Origin of the sequence: Pseudaestuariivita atlantica, assembly GCF_001205715.1 — a bacterium.
In the GTDB taxonomy this organism is placed as follows: Bacteria; Pseudomonadota; Alphaproteobacteria; order Rhodobacterales; family Rhodobacteraceae; genus Pseudaestuariivita; species Pseudaestuariivita atlantica.
Map to the genome: position 1 here is coordinate 66,524 of NZ_AQQZ01000003.1, position 16,352 is coordinate 82,875.

The following is a 16,352-nucleotide window of genomic DNA, read 5'->3' on the forward strand; positions in this document are numbered from 1 at the left end:
GCCGCCCCCGGTCTCTCCGGGGACGGCCCTTCAAATGGCTTGGTGCGGATCAGGCCGCGCGCGACAGCAGCACCTCGTCCACCTTCTTGGCGGCGGCGCCCTCGTCCCCGCCCGACACGGCGGACACTTCGCGGGTCAGGCGTTCCAGCGCGGCTTCGTACAGCTGGCGCTCGGAATAGCTCTGTTCGCGCTGGTCGTCGTTGCGGTGCAGGTCGCGCACCACTTCGGCAATCGCGATCAGGTCGCCCGAGTTGATCTTCTGCTCGTATTCCTGTGCCCGGCGCGACCACATCGCGCGCTTCACACGGGCCTTGCCCTTGAGCGTCTTCATCGCCTGGTCGACCACGTCCGGCGACGACAGCGACCGCATACCCACATCCTCGGCCTTGTTGGTCGGGACGCGCAGGGTCATCTTGTCCTTCTCGAACGAAATCACGAACAGTTCCAGCGACATCCCCGCCACTTCCTGTTCCTCGATCGACACGATCTTGCCCACGCCGTGGGCCGGATACACAACGAAGTCGTCGGGACGAAACTCATGTGTCTTGGACTTGCTCATACGGGTCCTTCCTTGCAGGCGCCGCGGAGTGCGGCGACAAAAAGCCCAAGTGTCCCGGAGAGCGGCTCCGCAACGACTTGGACAATTATTTCTAAGCAGCGTTCTTCACCCCGGCAGACAGGGCGATACCAGTGCAAACGGTTGTATCAGGCAACCATAGCACAAAAATGGGGCAGGTTCCAGAAATTACAACGCACGGAAGCGCAAACCGCCTGTTTTTCAACGGTTTACAGGTAAAATTCTACAAATTGCGCGGTTGCACTGGTCGCGGCGCGCGAATCAGCCGCCCTCGCCCGGCGCTTCCGAGAAGTATTTCTCCAGCTTGCCATCCTCGCCGTCGCGTTCCTCGGCGTTGGGCAGCGGGTCCTTCTTGGTGATGATGACCGGCCATTTCTCGGCATACTTGCGGTTGAAATCCACCCATTCCTCCGCGCCCGGCTCGGTATCGGGCTTGATCGCCTCGGCCGGGCATTCCGGCTCGCACACGCCGCAATCGATGCATTCGTCCGGGTGGATCACCAGCATGTTCTCGCCTTCATAGAAGCAATCGACCGGGCAGACCTCCACGCAGTCGGTGTACTTGCAGGCAATGCAGGCGTCGTTGACGATGTATGTCATGGCGGACCTTTACGCTCTCACTCGGGGCCGGGATAGCCCGGCTTCCCGCCCGCTTCAAGGTGCCCTTTGGCCGCAAGGTCCAGCGTTCTGCGATCGCGCTTGGTCGGGCGACCCTTTCCGTCGAAACGCGGATTGGCCGGGCCGTCCTCCCGCGCGGGCGTCAGATCGTCGTACAGCGTCTGCGCCTCGGTTGCCGGGCCACGGCGGGCACCCATCGCCACGATGCGCACCACGCGAATCTCGCGGCCCTGCGGAAAGGTGAGCGTCTGGCCCGCCGCCACCGCCTGCGCGGGCTTGGTGGCGCGGGTGCCGTCGACCCGCACCCGCCCCTCGCTGACCGTGCGCGCCGCCAGCGACCGCGTCTTGAAGAACCGCGCGTGCCACAGCCACTTGTCGAGCCGCAGCTTTTCGCTCACGGGCGCGCTCAGTCCTTCTTCAGCGCGGCCAGCGCGGCGAAGGGGTTGTCGGGATCGACGGGCTTGTCCTTCTTCGGCGGACGCGCCTCGTAGGTCTTGGCACCCTGCGGCTTGCCGCCGCCATGGGGCTTGCCGCCCTTGCCCTTGCCCTTCGGCTTGCCCTTGCCCGCGTTGCGCGGACGCCCGTCATTGCGGCCCCCGCCACCCTGCCGGCGGCCCTGCTCGCGCGGCGGCTTGCGGCCCCAGGTGAAGGTATAGAACACCTCGGTCTCGGGGCCGGCCAGCGCGGCATCGGCCACCTCGCCCGGCGCGGCCTCCTCCGCCGCCACGTCCGGCACCGGCGCCTCTGGCGCGGGCTCGGGCGGTTCGGCGGCCACGGGCGCTTCGCCCTCGGCAGGCATGTCCTCGGTCGCGGCAAGGTCGGCGGCGGGCGGTGCCTCGGCCGGGGCGGCCCCGGTGCCCTCGGCGGGGATGGTCGCATCCATCACCGGCGCGTCGCCTGTCGCCTCGGTCTCGGCGACGACGGTATCCACGGGCTTCACCTTCTCGCGCTCGCCACGCTCGGCCTTGTAGCCAAGTCCCTGCATCAGGTCGGCGAACTGTTCCAGCGTCATGCCGGTGATCGACAGCATGTCGGCCTTGGCTTCGAACCCGCCACGGCTGTCCTCGCCGCGCAACTGGTCGGCAAGGCGTTCCAGCATGTCGATGCGGATCGCGCGCTCGCCCGCCACGCGGTACCCCGCGACGGCATCCACGCCCTCGGGCGTCAGCGTCGCCGACGGTACGGTGACCAGCCCCGGAGGCGGCGCCGACGGGAAATCATCCAACCCCTGCGCCAGCGACCACAGCACCAGCCGCAACCGCGTCGGCGCGGGTTTCAGCAGAAGCGGCATGAAGATCGTGAACTGTCCGAACCGCATCCCGTGCTTGCGCAGGCTGCCCCGCGCGTCCTGGTCCAGCGCCTTGACCTCGTCGGCCACGCCCGCGCGCGGCAGAACGCCCATCGCCTCGACCATGCGGTAGGCAAAACCCCGCGCCAGCCCCGACAACGCCTCGTCCGCCTTCAGCGCCAGGAGGGGTTCGAACAGCGCCGCGACCTTGCGATCCATGAAATGCTGCAAGCGGCGCTCGACCTTCTGCGCGACGTCCGGGCCCGCGGCCTCGTCCACGAAGGCTGCGATGCGCGGCTTCATCGGGTCGTCGCCCGCCGCCAGCTTGCCCACCGCCTGGTCGCCCCACATCAGGCCACCCTGGTCGGTGAAGTCGATCTCGGTATCGGGGGCGTTGTAGAACCGGTCCGCCCGCAGGTGGAAATGCGGCGCAAGTGCCTGCAGCGACGCCGTTTTCAGCGTCTTGGCTTCCTGCCCCTGCGCACCCTTGTCCTGGATAAACCGGAACCCTTCGAGACGGCCCGCGAATTCACCTTCGACGGTCACCTCACCAGAATCGTTCACTTCGGCCAACAGGGCCTCCTTTTGCTTCAACCGGCGAAGCAGCACGCTGGTCCGCCGGTCGACAAATCGTTGCGTCAGCGCGCCATGCAGCGCGTCCGACAGACGGTCTTCTACAGCCCGTGTCTCGTCACGCCAATGGTTTTCGTCGCGCAGCCAGTTCGAACGCTGCGCTACGTAGGTCCATGTCCGCACGAAAGCGAGCCGTTTGCTGAGCGTGTCGATATCCCCGTCCGTCCGGTCGATCCGCTTCACCTGCCGCGCCAGCCAGTCCTCGGCCACCTCGCCATGCTGGTGCAGATCGGTGAACAAACGCTCCAGCAGCCCCGCATGTTCCCCGGCTGAAATCCCCCGGAAATCGGGCACCCGGCACACGTCCCACAACAACTGGACCGAGGCCGGGTCAGACGCCCGCGCCGCCACCTCGGTCACCTCCGCCAGCGCCTTCAGGGCGCGCAGGTCATCGGCCTCCCTCGCGCGGGCGAGCGTCAGGTCGTCGGGGCCTTCCTCGAGGGACGAGATCAGGCTGTCCACCGACCCGAACCGCAGATGCGGGTTGCGCCATTGCAGCTTGGATATGGGCGTGAAGCGATGCGACACGATGGCGTCGGCCACCGCGTCGTCCAGCGGCCGCGCCTCGCCCGTGACCCCGAACGTGCCCGAACGCATGCCCCGCCCCGCGCGCCCCGCGATCTGCGCCAGTTCGTTCGGGGCAAGCGGCCGCATCCGCCGCCCGTCGAACTTGGACAGGCCGGAAAAGGCGACGTGGTCGATATCAAGGTTCAGGCCCATCCCGATGGCATCGGTCGCGACGAGGTAATCGACCTCGCCGTTCTGGTACATCGCCACCTGCGCGTTGCGCGTGCGCGGGCTGAGCGCCCCCATCACCACCGCCGCGCCACCCTTCTGGCGGCGGATCAGTTCCGCGATGGCATAGACGTTCTCGACCGAGAAACCGACGATCGCCGTGCGCGGCTGCAACCCGCGCAGCTTCTTCGAGCCGGTATAGGCCAGTTGCGACATCCGTTCACGGCTGACGAACTCGACCCCCGGCACCTGCGCCGCGATAGGCCCGCGCATGGTGGAGGCGCCCAGGAACAGCGTCTCGTGCAGGCCGCGCGCGTTCAGCAGCCGGTCAGTAAAGACATGGCCCCGCTCGGGATCGGCGCAAAGCTGGATCTCGTCGATGGCAAGGAAATCGCAGCCCATCGCGGGCGGCATCGCCTCGACCGTGCAGACCCAGTATTGCGTGCGGGGCGGCACGATCCGCTCCTCGCCGGTGACCAGTGCCACGACGCCCGGACCGCGCGCCGCAACCAGCCGGTCGTAGACCTCCCGCGCCAAGAGGCGCAGCGGCAGGCCGATGATGCCGGTGCGATGGCCCAGCATGCGCTCCAGCGCATAGGTGGTCTTGCCGGTATTGGTAGGGCCAAGGACCGCAACGGTCCGCCCGGACGACGCCATGACCGAAGGCTCCCGCGAGGTTACAGATCGACGCCCACGGCACTGGCCGCGGTTCGCTTCAGGCCTTCGACGATCTCCTTGTCCAGCGGGTTGTACGTTTCGGCCAGCTTGTAGGCGGCATAGGCCATCGCCCCGTCGCCCAGCGTCTCGTAGATCGCGCCGATGCCCCGGATCGCGCCGAAATGGTCGGGGTTCAGCGCCAGCGTGCGTTCGAGGTCGGCCGCCGCCAGCCCGAACCGCTTCTGCTGGAAGAAGACCATCGCGCGGGTATGCCAGCCTTCCGCGAAATCGGGCGCGTGGTCGGTCAGCGCCGTCAGGTGCTCGACCGCCTCGGTCAGGTCGCCCCGCTCCAGCGCGTCACGGCCCCGCGTCAGCAAAAGGTCCATCGACGCCGATCCCGACCGCGACCATTCCAGCTGGATTTCCCGCACCACGCGGGCCGCCGCCTCGGGCGTGGGGGCCTGCCGCAACCGGTCCAGAGCCGACGTTCCGTCACTTTCCGCATGGGCGGACAAAGGTAAGGAAAACATGACTACGGACGCAAATGCCGTGACGGTACGTTTGAAAGTGGTGTGACTCGGGCGCATATTCACGAATGTAACGTGGAACGCGGGGATTACCACCGCAACGACAGCGAAGGGGATGCGCTATGAGCGACGTAATGGCCGAGGCCGAAGCCGCCTTGAAGGCGAAACTGGCCGATGCCGATATCGGCGGCACCGTGAAATTCGACATCGAGGGCGAAGGCGCCATCATGGTCGATGACGGCGGCGTGCGCCAGGGCGACGATGCCGCGGATGTCACGCTGAAGGCCGATGCCGACACGTTCCGCGAAATCCTCGACGGCTCGCTCAACCCCACCGCGGCGTTCATGGGCGGCAAGCTCACCGTCGACGGGGATATGGGCCTTGCCATGAAACTGGCCTCGGAACTCGGCTGATGGCTGCGGCGGCTCCTCTATATACCGATGTGGCCGAAGGGCCCGAGGGCGGGGCCGCCTACTGGCTCACGACGATGGACGGCGTGCGCGTGCGCGCCGGCATCTGGCCGGCCGCGGGCACCGCGAAGGGCACGATCCTGCTCTTTCCCGGCCGCACCGAGTATATCGAGAAATATGGCCGCACCGCCTGCGACCTGACCGCGGCGGGCTATACCGTGCTGGTCATGGACTGGCGCGGGCAGGGCCTCGCCGACCGGATGCACCCGGACGAAAAAGCGGGCCATGTCGAGAAATTCCGCGATTATCAACATGATGTCGCGGCGATGATGGACCTCGCCCGCGAACTGGAACTGCCGGAACCGTTCCACCTGATCGCCCATTCGATGGGCGGCTGCATCGGTCTCCGCGCGCTGTACGAAGGGCTGCCCGTTTCGTCCGTGGCCTTCTCGGGCCCGATGTGGGGTATCAGCATCTCGGCCCCGGTCCGCCCGGCGGCATGGGTGCTGGGATGGGGGTCGGGCAAGCTTGGCCTCGGCGGCACCTATGCCCCCGGCACCAAGCCGCAGGCCTACGTGATCGCCGAGCCGTTCGAAAACAACCAGCTCACCACCAGCCCCGAGATGTTCCACCATCTCCAGCGCCAGATCGGCCGCTACCCCGAACTGGGGATCGGCGGGCCCTCGCTGACATGGCTGCACGAGGCGCTTCTTGAATGTCGCGGGCTGGCGCGCATGCCCTCGCCCGACCTGCCCTGCCGCACCTTCGTCGGCGCGTGCGAGCGGATCGTCGATATCGGCCGCATCCGCGAACGGATGGACAAGTGGCCCGGCGGCAAGCTCGACGTCATCGAGGGCGCCGAACACGAAGTGTTGATGGAGATCAAGTCCGTCCGCGACTGGGTCACCTCGGAAATCATCGCGCATTTCGACGCCCATGGCCGTGCCTCGGGCACCGCCGTTCCGGGCGGAGCCATCGCCCAGCGCGCCTGACGACGCGCCCCGCCCCACGGGCGGGCCCGCGCCTTGCACCGGCACTGGACGGGACAGCCAGGCTCGCTACCATCACCGCCATGGCCCCGATCCTCACCCATACCGACAAGGGCATCTACTGCGCCGCCGGCGATTTCTGGATCGATCCGTGGCGCCCGGTGCCGCGCGCGCTCATCACCCACGGCCATGCCGACCACGCCCGCCCCGGCATGGGCGCCTACCTCGCCACTCACGCCGCCCTACCCGTCCTCCGCCACCGGCTGGGCGAGATCGACGCCGAAGGCATCAGCTATGGCGAGACGCGCCGGATCGGCGCGGCGAGCGTCTCGTTCCATCCCGCCGGACACGTCCCGGGCTCCGCCCAGATCCGGGTCGAGGTCGCGGGCGAGGTCTGGGTCGTCTCGGGCGATTACAAGGTCGAACCCGACGGCCTGTCCGAACCGTTCGAACCGGTCCGCTGCCACCACTTCATCACCGAATGTACCTTCGGCCTGCCGGTGTTCCGCTGGCAGCCACAAGCGACGGTGATGGCGCAGGTCAACGACTGGTGGCGGGCCAATGCCTCCGCCGGGACCGTGTCGATGCTGGGCGCCTATTCGCTCGGCAAGGCGCAGCGCCTCATCGCCAATATCGATGCCGCGATCGGCCCCATCCTGACCCACGGCGCGGTCGAGGCCACGAACGCTGTCCTGCGCGCGCAGGGCTATGACCTGCCCGACACGATCCACTGGACATCGGATGCGGGCAAACCGCCGCGCGACGCGCTGGTCATCGCGCCCCCCGGCGCGCTCGACGGGCAATGGGCCCGCGCCTTCGGCACACGCTCGACCGCCTTCGCCTCGGGCTGGATGGGCGTGCGCGGCATCCGCCGCCGCCGCGCCGGCGACCGGGGCTTCGTCATCTCCGATCACGCCGACTGGCCCGGCCTTCTGTCGGCCATCCGCGACACCGGGGCCGAAAACGTCTACCCGACCCACGGCTATACCGACATCTTCGCCCGCTACCTGTCCTCCGAACTGGGCCTCAACGCGCAGGTCTGGGAGGCCGAATATGGCGGCGACGACGCAGAGGAGGTCGACGCCGCATGACCCTGTCCCGCCGCCAACAGGTTGCAAATGCCTGGGCACGCTACGTGCAGAAGCCGACCCTTGGCTTCACGCCGAACCAGAAGCTCCTGAACGGCATCTTCCACGCGACCTCGGCACATCTGCGCACCGTTCCCGGCACGCGCCAAAGCCGCGCCACACCCGGCGGCATCGACACCCGCGTGATCGAAGGCGCCGGGCAAAGCCCGAACCTTCTGATCTACCTCCACGGGGGCGGCTTTTCGATCGGTGGCCCGTTCACCGTGCGCGGCATGGCCTCCCGCCTCGGACAGGCCGCGGGCTGCACCACCTGGCTGCCGCGCTACCGCCTCGCCAGCGCCGCCTCCTATCCCGCCGCACCCGACGATTGCTTTGCCGTCTACCGTGCCGCGCTGGACACCCATGCTCCCGACCGCATCGTGCTGGCGGGCGACAGCGCGGGCGGGTGCCTCGTGCTCAACACGCTCACCCGTGCGGCGGATCACGGCCTGCCGATGCCCGCTGCCGTGGGCCTGATCGCCCCGGTCGTCGATCTGCGCCCCGACAACCCGGCGCGCGCGGCCTTCCCCCATGGCGACGGCCTGCTGCCCGCACGCTGGTTGCGGCGCAGCATCCCCATGTACCTCGGAGGTCACGACCCCGCCGATCCGGGCCTCTCCCCCATCTTCGCCGACCTGTCCAAGGCACCGCCCGCGCTGGTCCAGGTCGGCGATACGGAGCTTTTACGCGACGACGCGGAACGCCTTGTCCAGCACATGCCGAATGCCCGCCTCGACGTCTGGGAGGGGGTTCCGCATGTCTGGCACATGAATGCCGGGCTGGTGCCCGAAGCCACCCGCGCGGTGCAGGACATGGGTGCCTTCCTGCGCGGCCACCTGCCGCCATGAAGGACTTCGCCCGCCTCTTCTCCCGCATCGACGAGACCAACAAGACCACCGCCAAGACCGCCGCGCTGGCCGACTATTTCCGCACCGCGCCCGACGACGACAAGCTGTGGACCGTCGCTCTGTTCTCCGGCCGCCGCCCCAAGCGCGCGGTGACGACCACGCAACTGCGCGAATGGGCGGCCGAGGTTGCAGGCATTCCGCTCTGGCTCTTCGAAGAGGCCTACCCGGTGGTCGGCGACCTGTCGGAAACCATCGCGCTGGTCCTGCCACGCGCGACCTCGTCCTCCGACCACTCGCTGACCCACTGGATCACCACGCTCAAGCGATTGCAGGAGGTCGAGATCGACGCCCGCCGCGCCGCGATCCTGTCGGCATGGGACGGTCTGGAAACGACCGAAAGGTTCGTTTTCAACAAGCTCCTGACCGGCGGCTTCCGCATGGGCGTCAGCCAGAAACTGATGACCCGCGCGCTGGCACAGGCGACCGGGCAGGAGGAAACCGACCTCGCCCACCGCCTGATGGGCGACTGGACGCCGGAAACGACCACCTTCCACGACCTGATCGAAGCCGACGACCCGGCAGCTGCCGGATCGCGCCCCTACCCCTTCTACCTCGCCTATGCGCTTGAAGGGGAGCCGCAGGACCTCGGGTCGCCCTCGGACTGGCAGGCGGAATGGAAATGGGACGGCATCCGCGGCCAGCTGATCGTGCGCGACCGGCAGGTACATGTCTGGTCACGCGGCGAGGAACTGGTCACGGACCGCTACCCCGAATTTGCCGCCGCCGCCGACTGGCTGCCCGATGGCACCGTGCTGGATGGCGAAATCCTGGCTTGGAACGACGGCCCCCTTCCGTTCAACGCGCTGCAGAAACGGATCGGGCGCAAGAGCGTGTCAAAAAAGATGCTGGTCGAAATCCCCGTGGTCCTCGCCGCCTACGACCTTCTCGAATGGCAGGGCGCGGACCTGCGTGAGGTGCCCATGGCCGACCGCCGCGCGCAACTGGGCGCCCTGATCGCCCCCCTGCCGGACGACGCCCCCCTGCGCCTGCCGCCCCTTTTGCCTTTCGACACGTGGGAGGCGCTGGCCGACACACGCGCCACCGCCCGCGACCACGCCGCCGAGGGCGTGATGCTGAAATCCCGCGCCGGTACCTACCAGGTGGGGCGCAGGAAGGGCGACTGGTGGAAATGGAAGCTCGACCCCCTGACCATCGACGCGGTGATGATCTACGCGCAGGCGGGCTCGGGCAGGCGGGCGAACCTGTTCACCGATTTCACCTTCGCCGTGCGCGACGGCGACGCGCTCGTGCCCTTCACCAAGGCCTATTCCGGCCTCACCGATGCCGAGTTCCGCGAGATCACCGCGTGGGTGCGCAAGAACACCCTGCAACGCTTCGGCCCGGTGCGGCAGGTGACACCCCACCACGTGTTCGAGATCGCCTTCGAAGGCATCCAGGCGTCCACCCGCCACAAATCCGGCGTCGCCCTGCGCTTTCCCCGCATGGCGCGCTGGCGCAAGGACAAGCCGCTGGCCGAGGCCAACACGCTCGACGACCTGAACGAGATGCTGCGCGTCTACGGGTGAAGGGGGTCGGCTGGAACCAGCCGACCTACCCGCCTCGCGCCCCGGCAGGTCGTCTGCCCACCAGCCGACACCCCGCCCACGTAGGTCGGCTGCTCGCCAGCCGACACGCCCCGCCCCTCGTAGGTCGGCTGCTCGCCAGCCGACGACCAGCACGCACCGAAAAACGCGCCCGATGCGTTGCCCGGACAGCGGACATGGCGCAGACTGTTGCCAGCCACAGAAGTCCCGAGTCGGTGCCGCCCGTGCCAGCCCCCATGTTCCCCGCCAACGCCATCGATGCGCATGTCCACCTGGTCGGCAGCGATTACGTCCTGTCGCCCAAGGCCGTGGAAACCCCGCCTGAAGGCGCGCTCAACCACTGGCTGTCGCGCTACCGCCGCCACCTCGCCGACATGGGCTGCACCCGTGGCGTGATCGTGCACTCGATCCTCTACGGCACCGACAATTCCATCACCCTCGACGCGGTCGCCTCGATGGGGGAGGGTTTCGTCGCCGTGGTGCTCGTGCCCGACGACGTGAGCGATGCAGAACTCGACCGCCTCGCCGACGCGGGCGCGCGCGCGGTGCGTCTCAACTACGTGCATGGCGGCGTGCTGACATGGGAGGGCGCCAAGGCGCTCGCCCCCCGCCTCGCCGCGCGCGGCCTGCATATCGAGATGCTGGCCCACAGCCACCTCCACCTCGCGGAACTGGCCCCCGATGTCCGCAGGATGCCCTGCCCGGTGGTGTTCGACCATTGCGCCTGGCCCGATGCGACGCTCGGCACCGACGATCCCGGCCACCGCGCGCTCTGCCGCCTGCTGGCCGACGGGCACGCCTATACCAAGCTCTCCGCACCCCACCGCTGGTCGGCCAACCGGGACGAGGCGCGGGCGATCCGCGGATCGCTCCTGGCGGCCAATCCCGAACGCTGCCTCTGGGGGTCGGACTGGCCGCACCTGATGCTCGGCGGGGTGGCAGTGCCCGATGCGCTGGCCCAGCGCGACGACCTGCTGGCGCAGATGACGGCAGGGGAGGCGCGGCAGGTCTTCGTCGACACCCCCTCCGCGCTCTACCGGATCTGACGCCCATGATGACCGACAAGCTGATCGTGATCTCGGACCTGCACATCGTGGCGCCGGGCGACAGGATCATCGGGATCGACCCGGCTGCGCGGCTGCGGCAGGCGCTCGACCACGCGCTGGCCACCCATCCCGATGCCAGCTGCATCCTGCTTCTGGGCGACCTGACCCATCACGGCCTGCCCGCCGAATACGCGCACCTGCGCGACATCCTCGCCCCCGTGCCGATCCCCGTCCACATGACGCTCGGCAACCACGACCGGCGCGACGCGTTCGACGCGGTCTTCCCCGGGCGGATGGATGCCAACGGGTTCATCTGCTCTTCCGTGCCTTTGCGCGGGGCCACGCTGGTGATCTGTGACACGCTCGACGGGCCGCCCTATGACGACCGCCACCATGCCGGGCGGCTCTGCCCGGAACGGCTGCGCTGGCTCGACACGGCGCTCTCCGGGACCGACCGCGCGATCCTCGCCCTGCACCACCCGCCCGCGCCGGTCCTCATGCCCGGCATGGACGCGATCGGGCTGGCGAACGGGGCAGAACTTCTCGACCTCGTCGACCGGCACCCGTCGGTCGCACAGATGATCTTCGGCCATATCCACCGCACCATTTCCGGCCAGATGCGCGGCCACCCCTTCGCCATCTTCAAAAGCCCCTGCCACCAGATGCCGATGGACATGACCAGCCGCTCCACCTCCCTTTCGGTGGCCGAACCGGGTGCCTACGGCATCGTCTGTGTCACGAAAACGTGCATCATCGTGCATTCCGAGGATTTTACCCTCGATCCGCCCCTCATCGACGACCCCCATTCGGCCTGACGGGTTGAGACTGCCCCCGTGGCGACATAGGTTCCCCGCAAGATTTGAAAGGATGCCCGATGCCGAATTTCCGCCTGCCCTTCCCCGTTCGTGATGCCAATGCCGCCGGCGGTGCCGAGGGACTGGACGGCCTGCCCGAATGGGACCTGACTGACCTCTATCCCGCGCCCGACGCGGCCGAACTGAAACGCGATCTCGACTGGCTGGAAGCGGAATGCGCGGCCTTTGCCGCCGATTACGAAGGCAAGCTCGACACGCTCGACGCCGACGCGATGCTCACCTGCATCCAGCGCAACGAAAAGATCTCCTCGGCCTCGGGGCGGATCATGTCCTATGCGGGCCTGCGGTACTACCAGCAGACCACCGATGCCGACCGCGCCAAGGCCCTGTCGGACCTGCAGGAAAAGATCACCACCTACACCACGCCGCTCGTGTTCTTCTCGCTCGAACTGAACCGGCTCGACGACGACACGCTGGCGGACCACTACGCGAAAAACGCCGACCTCGCGCGCTACAAACCCGCCTTCGACCGCCTGCGCGCGATGAAGCCCTACCAGCTGTCCGACGAGCTGGAGAAGTTCCTGCATGACCTCGGCGTCGTCGGCGACGCGTGGGAGCGGCTGTTTGACGAAACCATCGCCGGGCTGTCGTTTACCGTCGACGGTGAAGAGCTGAACATCGAAGGCACGCTGAACCTGCTGACCGCCCCCGACCGCGCCAAGCGCGAGGCGGGCGCGCGGGAGCTGGCCCGCGTCTTTGGCGACAACGTGAAAATCTTCTCCCGCGTGCACAACACGCAGGCCAAGGAGAAGGAAATCCTCGACCGCTGGCGCGGGATGCCCACGGCACAGACCGGGCGGCACCTGTCGAACGATGTCGAACCCGAAGTGGTGGAGGCGCTTCGCGATGCCGTCGTCGCCGCCTATCCCCGCCTCAGCCACCGCTATTACGAGTTGAAGCGCAAATGGCTGGGCCTCGACACGCTGGAGGTCTGGGACCGCAACGCGCCCCTGCCGATGGAAGACACCCGCACCGTCGGCTGGGACGAGGCGCGCGCGACCGTGATGGACGCCTATTCCGCCTTCGACCCGCGCATGGCCGACATCGCCGCACCGTTCTTTGACAAGGGCTGGATCGACGCCGGCGTGAAACCGGGCAAGGCGCCGGGTGCCTTCGCCCATCCCACCGTCGTGGACGTGCACCCTTACGTGATGCTCAACTACCTCGGCAAACCGCGCGACGTGATGACGCTGGCGCACGAACTGGGCCACGGCGTGCACCAGGTGCTGGCCGCCGGACAGGGAGAGATGCTGTCCTCCACCCCGCTGACGCTGGCCGAGACCGCCTCGGTGTTCGGAGAGATGCTAACCTTCCGCAAGATGCTCGACGCCGCACCCGACAAGGCTGCCCGCAAGGTGCTCTTGGCGGGCAAGGTCGAGGACATGATCAACACGGTCGTGCGCCAGATCGCGTTCTACGATTTCGAATGCAAGCTGCACGCCGCGCGCCGCGCGGGCGAGTTGACGCCCGACGACATCAACGCCCTGTGGATGAGCGTTCAGGCAGAGAGCCTCGGCCCCGCCTTCACCTTCATGGACGGGTACGAAACCTTCTGGGCCTACATCCCGCACTTCGTCCACTCGCCCTTCTACGTCTATGCCTATGCCTTCGGCGACGGGTTGGTGAACGCGCTGTATGCCGTCTACCAGGAAAGCCCCGAGGGGTTCGAAGACAAGTATTTCGACATGCTCAAGGCTGGTGGGTCCAAGCACCATTCCGACCTGCTCGCCCCCTTCGGGCTGGACGCGAGCGACCCGAAATTCTGGGACAAGGGCCTGTCGATGATCGAAGGCTTCATCGACGAGTTGGAGGCGATGGAGGACTGATCCCCGCCCCCTCGCCTTTCCCGAAATCCTGACGCATCGTGAACGGGCCGCGCGCGGCCCGGTCGCGCCTTTGGGCGAAATGCTCAGAATCGGGGGGTAAAGTTGGCAGATTGTACAGAACCCACGCGCAAATTCCGGGTGCCGCAGACGATGTGGAGCCTCGAAACCCTCGGCCGCGTCCGCCTGTCCCGGCACTTCTACTTCCGCGATTTCCTCTATTCCGAAATCGGCAACATCCACCGCATCCCCAACATCCCCGAAGACCCCAACCTCGCCATCGCGCATGGCCGGCGGCTGTGCGAGGAATTGCTGGACCCCCTGACCGAAACCTTCGGGCGGATCGCGGTGCGGTCGGGCTACCGCTCGCCTTCGCTCAACGCCTTCGGCAACCGCGAGAAGCTGAACTGCGCGCGCAACGACAACCCGCTGGAATGTCACGTCTGGGATTACTTCGACGGTGACCGCGCCAATGCGGGCGCGTCCATCGTGATCCCGTGGTTCGCCGACCGTTATGCCCAAGGCCGGGACTGGCGCGACCTGGCGTGGTGGCTGCATGACCACCTTCCAAGTTATTCCGACATATGGTTTTTTCCCAAGCTCTGCGCCTTCAACCTGACATGGCGCGCGACGCCCCTGAAGCGGATCGACAGCTATATCGCGCCGCGCGGCGGGCTGTTGCGACCGGGCGCAACCCCCGGCGAAACCCTGCCGGAACGGCGCGAACGCTATGCCGATTTCCCACGGTTTCGCGGTCTCGACCTGCCATAGGTCACTGTCCCCTTGCGGGCGCGCGGGGCATGCGCCACAACCGGGATCAACGCGCTCACAGGCCAGCGGATGACTGACGAAACCCTTGTTTTCCTTCCCGGAACCATGTGCGACGCGCGCCTTTTCGCGCCGCAGATGTTCGAACTCGCACCCGAACGCAGCGTCGTCATGGCCCCCGTCACCCGCGGGGAGCGCGTGGAAGAGATCGCATCCGGCCTTCTGGACGGCCTTCCGCGCCGATTTGCGCTGTGTGGTCAGGGACTTGGCGGGATGGTCGCGATCGACATCATGCGCCGCGCGCCCGACCGCGTGTCGCGCATCGCGCTCATCGCCACCAACGCGCTTCAGGACACGCCCGCCGACGCCGCCCAGCGCGAAAGCTGGATTGTGGGCGCGCGGACGGGCCGCTTGCGCGAGGTCATGGCCGAGATGATCCCGCCCGAGGCGCTGGCCCCCGGCACCGACCGCGCCGCCATCCGCGCGCTGCTTGACGACATGGCCGATTTCCTCGGCCCCGAGATCTTCGTGCGCCAGATGCGCATCCTGCAGCGGCGGCGCGACCTGCAATCGGCGCTCAGGCGCTGCAAGGTGCCCGCGCTGATGATCGCCGGGTCCGAAGACCGGCTGTTCCCGGTCAAGCGCATGGAATTCCTTGCGGAATTCACTCCCTATGCCAGCCTTCAGGTGATCGAGGGCGCGGGCCATTTTCCCAGCCTCGAAGCGCCCGGCGCGCTGTCGTCGGTCTTGCGTTCGTGGCTGTCTGCCCCTCTTGTATTGACATGAAACGCCGCGCCTTCCTCTCTGCATCGACCGCCGCGCTGGCCGCCGGCTGCGCGCCGAACGAGATCGTCCGGACCCTCGCCCCGGACATGGCCACCACGCAGATCGAGCGCGTGCACCTCGTCGCCGCCCGCGAACTGGGCGCCACCGATCCGCTGTTCGGTCAGAAACGCGTGCCGGGGCTGCATTTCGGCTGGGCCGACGTGTCGATCCCGCCGGTCCACGCGCTGGGAGAGATCGAATGGCCGCGCCCGAAAGAGACGCCGGACCCCGCGCTTCATTTCCTGATGGCGGATCAAAAGGTTCTGCCGTCCATGGCAAGCCTTGACGCGACGCTGTCAGCGGCACCGGGCGGGAACGAACGGCTGCTGTTCGTCCACGGCTACAACACGCGCCTGCCCGGCCTGATCTATCGCGTGGCGCAGATGAGTGCCGATTTCCGCCCACCCCACCCGCTGACCGCCTTTGCCTGGCCCTCGGGCGGGGACGGGCGCGCTTACCTTTATGACCGCGACAGCGCGATCTTTGCCCGTGACGACCTGGAAACGACGCTGCAGGGCCTGACGAGGACGGGCAAGGTGACGCTGCTGGCCCATTCGCTGGGCGGGTTCCTGACGATGGAGGCGCTGCGCGGGCTGGCCAAGAAGGGCGACCGGCGCACGCTGTCGCGCATCAACGGCGTCGTCCTGATGTCCCCCGACATCGATCCCGACGTCTTCCGCCGCCAGGCCGAGGCGATCGGCACCCTGCCGCAACCCTTCTTCCTGTTCGTTGGCCAGCGCGACCGCGCGCTGCGCCTGTCGTCCTTCCTGCGCGGGAGCAAGCCCCAGCTTGGCCTCATAGACAGCGCCGAGGCGGTCGCGGGCCTGCCCGTCACCGTCATCGACTTCACCAACCTGTCCGAGGGCGAGGATTTCGACCACTTCGTGCCGATCACCTCGCCATCGGCCATCCGGCAGCTGCGCGGGCTGTTCGACCTTCTGGAGCAGGGCAATGCGGGGTTCGACCGCTTCGTGCAGCTGGGCGAGCGCGGCCCGACCTGAC

The 16,352-nt window shown here is 67.7% G+C and carries 16 protein-coding genes; 11 read left to right on the forward strand and 5 right to left on the reverse strand.

All coding sequences use genetic code 11. From position 1 onward, the window contains the following. Positions 1-49: 49 nt before the first annotated feature. The 5 genes from ATO11_RS06895 to ATO11_RS06915 all read right to left on the reverse strand — a co-directional run bounded on the left by ATO11_RS06895 (position 50) and on the right by ATO11_RS06915 (position 5,038). A complete protein-coding gene (locus tag ATO11_RS06895; protein WP_050530125.1) occupies positions 50-559 on the reverse strand; it encodes a CarD family transcriptional regulator in 510 nt (169 codons plus the stop codon). A gap of 279 nt (positions 560-838) precedes the next feature. Then, complete coding sequence (gene fdxA, locus ATO11_RS06900) at positions 839-1,177, reverse strand: ferredoxin FdxA (protein WP_050530126.1); 339 nt, start codon at positions 1,175-1,177, stop codon at positions 839-841. A gap of 17 nt (positions 1,178-1,194) precedes the next feature. Next, positions 1,195-1,593: an RNA-binding S4 domain-containing protein gene (locus tag ATO11_RS06905; protein ID WP_050530127.1), complete on the reverse strand. Its 399-nt coding sequence runs from the start codon at positions 1,591-1,593 to the stop codon at positions 1,195-1,197. An 8-nt stretch (positions 1,594-1,601) separates the two neighbouring features. Then, positions 1,602-4,508, reverse strand: coding sequence for a helicase-related protein (locus ATO11_RS06910; RefSeq protein ID WP_050530128.1), 2,907 nt, complete (start codon positions 4,506-4,508; stop codon positions 1,602-1,604). A gap of 20 nt (positions 4,509-4,528) precedes the next feature. Beyond that, positions 4,529-5,038 carry a tetratricopeptide repeat protein gene (locus tag ATO11_RS06915; protein WP_242601375.1) on the reverse strand — a complete coding sequence of 170 codons (510 nt, stop codon included), beginning with the start codon at positions 5,036-5,038 and terminating at the stop codon, positions 4,529-4,531. A gap of 119 nt (positions 5,039-5,157) precedes the next feature. Between ATO11_RS06915 and ATO11_RS06920 the strand changes: the two genes are divergently transcribed. The 11 genes from ATO11_RS06920 (at position 5,158) to ATO11_RS06970 (ending at position 16,351) form a co-directional block, all read left to right on the forward strand. After that, positions 5,158-5,448, forward strand: a complete 291-nt coding sequence (locus tag ATO11_RS06920; RefSeq protein ID WP_050530130.1) for an SCP2 sterol-binding domain-containing protein — start codon at positions 5,158-5,160, stop codon at positions 5,446-5,448. After that, the gene (locus ATO11_RS06925) at positions 5,448-6,437 is read left to right on the forward strand and encodes an alpha/beta fold hydrolase (RefSeq protein ID WP_050530131.1); all 990 of its coding nucleotides are present in this window, start codon (positions 5,448-5,450) and stop codon (positions 6,435-6,437) included. Before ATO11_RS06920 ends, ATO11_RS06925 begins: the two co-directional genes overlap by 1 nt. An 80-nt stretch (positions 6,438-6,517) precedes the next feature. Beyond that, positions 6,518-7,525, forward strand: a complete 1,008-nt coding sequence (locus ATO11_RS06930) for a ligase-associated DNA damage response exonuclease (RefSeq protein ID WP_050530132.1) — start codon at positions 6,518-6,520, stop codon at positions 7,523-7,525. Continuing rightward, positions 7,522-8,409 carry an alpha/beta hydrolase gene (locus ATO11_RS06935; RefSeq protein ID WP_050530133.1) on the forward strand — a complete coding sequence of 296 codons (888 nt, stop codon included), beginning with the start codon at positions 7,522-7,524 and terminating at the stop codon, positions 8,407-8,409. Before ATO11_RS06930 ends, ATO11_RS06935 begins: the two co-directional genes overlap by 4 nt. Continuing rightward, positions 8,406-9,995 (forward strand): ATP-dependent DNA ligase, encoded by a 1,590-nt coding sequence (locus tag ATO11_RS06940; protein WP_050530134.1) that lies wholly within the window; start codon positions 8,406-8,408, stop codon positions 9,993-9,995. The genes ATO11_RS06935 and ATO11_RS06940 overlap by 4 nt, the downstream gene beginning before the upstream one ends. Before the next feature lie 194 nt (positions 9,996-10,189). After that, a complete protein-coding gene (locus ATO11_RS06945) occupies positions 10,190-11,059 on the forward strand; it encodes an amidohydrolase family protein (protein ID WP_082176198.1) in 870 nt (289 codons plus the stop codon). 5 nt (positions 11,060-11,064) lie between these two features. Continuing rightward, complete coding sequence (locus ATO11_RS06950) at positions 11,065-11,874, forward strand: phosphodiesterase (RefSeq protein ID WP_050530136.1); 810 nt, start codon at positions 11,065-11,067, stop codon at positions 11,872-11,874. 59 nt (positions 11,875-11,933) lie between these two features. After that, positions 11,934-13,760 carry a M3 family oligoendopeptidase gene (locus ATO11_RS06955; protein WP_050530137.1) on the forward strand — a complete coding sequence of 609 codons (1,827 nt, stop codon included), beginning with the start codon at positions 11,934-11,936 and terminating at the stop codon, positions 13,758-13,760. Positions 13,761-13,910: 150 nt separating this feature from the next. Beyond that, a complete protein-coding gene (locus ATO11_RS06960) occupies positions 13,911-14,528 on the forward strand; it encodes a hypothetical protein (protein WP_050530573.1) in 618 nt (205 codons plus the stop codon). A 69-nt stretch (positions 14,529-14,597) separates the two neighbouring features. Beyond that, positions 14,598-15,311 carry an alpha/beta fold hydrolase gene (locus ATO11_RS06965; RefSeq protein WP_050530574.1) on the forward strand — a complete coding sequence of 238 codons (714 nt, stop codon included), beginning with the start codon at positions 14,598-14,600 and terminating at the stop codon, positions 15,309-15,311. Beyond that, a complete protein-coding gene (locus ATO11_RS06970) occupies positions 15,308-16,351 on the forward strand; it encodes an alpha/beta hydrolase (protein ID WP_050530138.1) in 1,044 nt (347 codons plus the stop codon). Before ATO11_RS06965 ends, ATO11_RS06970 begins: the two co-directional genes overlap by 4 nt. Position 16,352 lies beyond the last annotated feature (1 nt).

Excerpts from the sequence above, each read along its gene's own strand:
- ATO11_RS06895 (WP_050530125.1), bottom strand. The coding sequence starts at position 559 with ATGAGCAAGTCCAAGACACATGAGTTTCGTCCCGACGACTTCGTTGTG.
- fdxA (WP_050530126.1), bottom strand. The coding sequence starts at position 1,177 with ATGACATACATCGTCAACGACGCCTGCATTGCCTGCAAGTACACCGAC.
- ATO11_RS06910 (WP_050530128.1), bottom strand. The coding sequence starts at position 4,508 with ATGGCGTCGTCCGGGCGGACCGTTGCGGTCCTTGGCCCTACCAATACC.
- ATO11_RS06915 (WP_242601375.1), bottom strand. The coding sequence starts at position 5,038 with ATGTTTTCCTTACCTTTGTCCGCCCATGCGGAAAGTGACGGAACGTCG.
- ATO11_RS06920 (WP_050530130.1), top strand. The coding sequence starts at position 5,158 with ATGAGCGACGTAATGGCCGAGGCCGAAGCCGCCTTGAAGGCGAAACTG.
- ATO11_RS06925 (WP_050530131.1), top strand. The coding sequence starts at position 5,448 with ATGGCTGCGGCGGCTCCTCTATATACCGATGTGGCCGAAGGGCCCGAG.
- ATO11_RS06930 (WP_050530132.1), top strand. The coding sequence starts at position 6,518 with ATGGCCCCGATCCTCACCCATACCGACAAGGGCATCTACTGCGCCGCC.
- ATO11_RS06935 (WP_050530133.1), top strand. The coding sequence starts at position 7,522 with ATGACCCTGTCCCGCCGCCAACAGGTTGCAAATGCCTGGGCACGCTAC.
- ATO11_RS06940 (WP_050530134.1), top strand. The coding sequence starts at position 8,406 with ATGAAGGACTTCGCCCGCCTCTTCTCCCGCATCGACGAGACCAACAAG.
- ATO11_RS06945 (WP_082176198.1), top strand. The coding sequence starts at position 10,190 with ATGGCGCAGACTGTTGCCAGCCACAGAAGTCCCGAGTCGGTGCCGCCC.
- ATO11_RS06950 (WP_050530136.1), top strand. The coding sequence starts at position 11,065 with ATGATGACCGACAAGCTGATCGTGATCTCGGACCTGCACATCGTGGCG.
- ATO11_RS06955 (WP_050530137.1), top strand. The coding sequence starts at position 11,934 with ATGCCGAATTTCCGCCTGCCCTTCCCCGTTCGTGATGCCAATGCCGCC.
- ATO11_RS06960 (WP_050530573.1), top strand. The coding sequence starts at position 13,911 with ATGTGGAGCCTCGAAACCCTCGGCCGCGTCCGCCTGTCCCGGCACTTC.
- ATO11_RS06965 (WP_050530574.1), top strand. The coding sequence starts at position 14,598 with ATGACTGACGAAACCCTTGTTTTCCTTCCCGGAACCATGTGCGACGCG.
- ATO11_RS06970 (WP_050530138.1), top strand. The coding sequence starts at position 15,308 with ATGAAACGCCGCGCCTTCCTCTCTGCATCGACCGCCGCGCTGGCCGCC.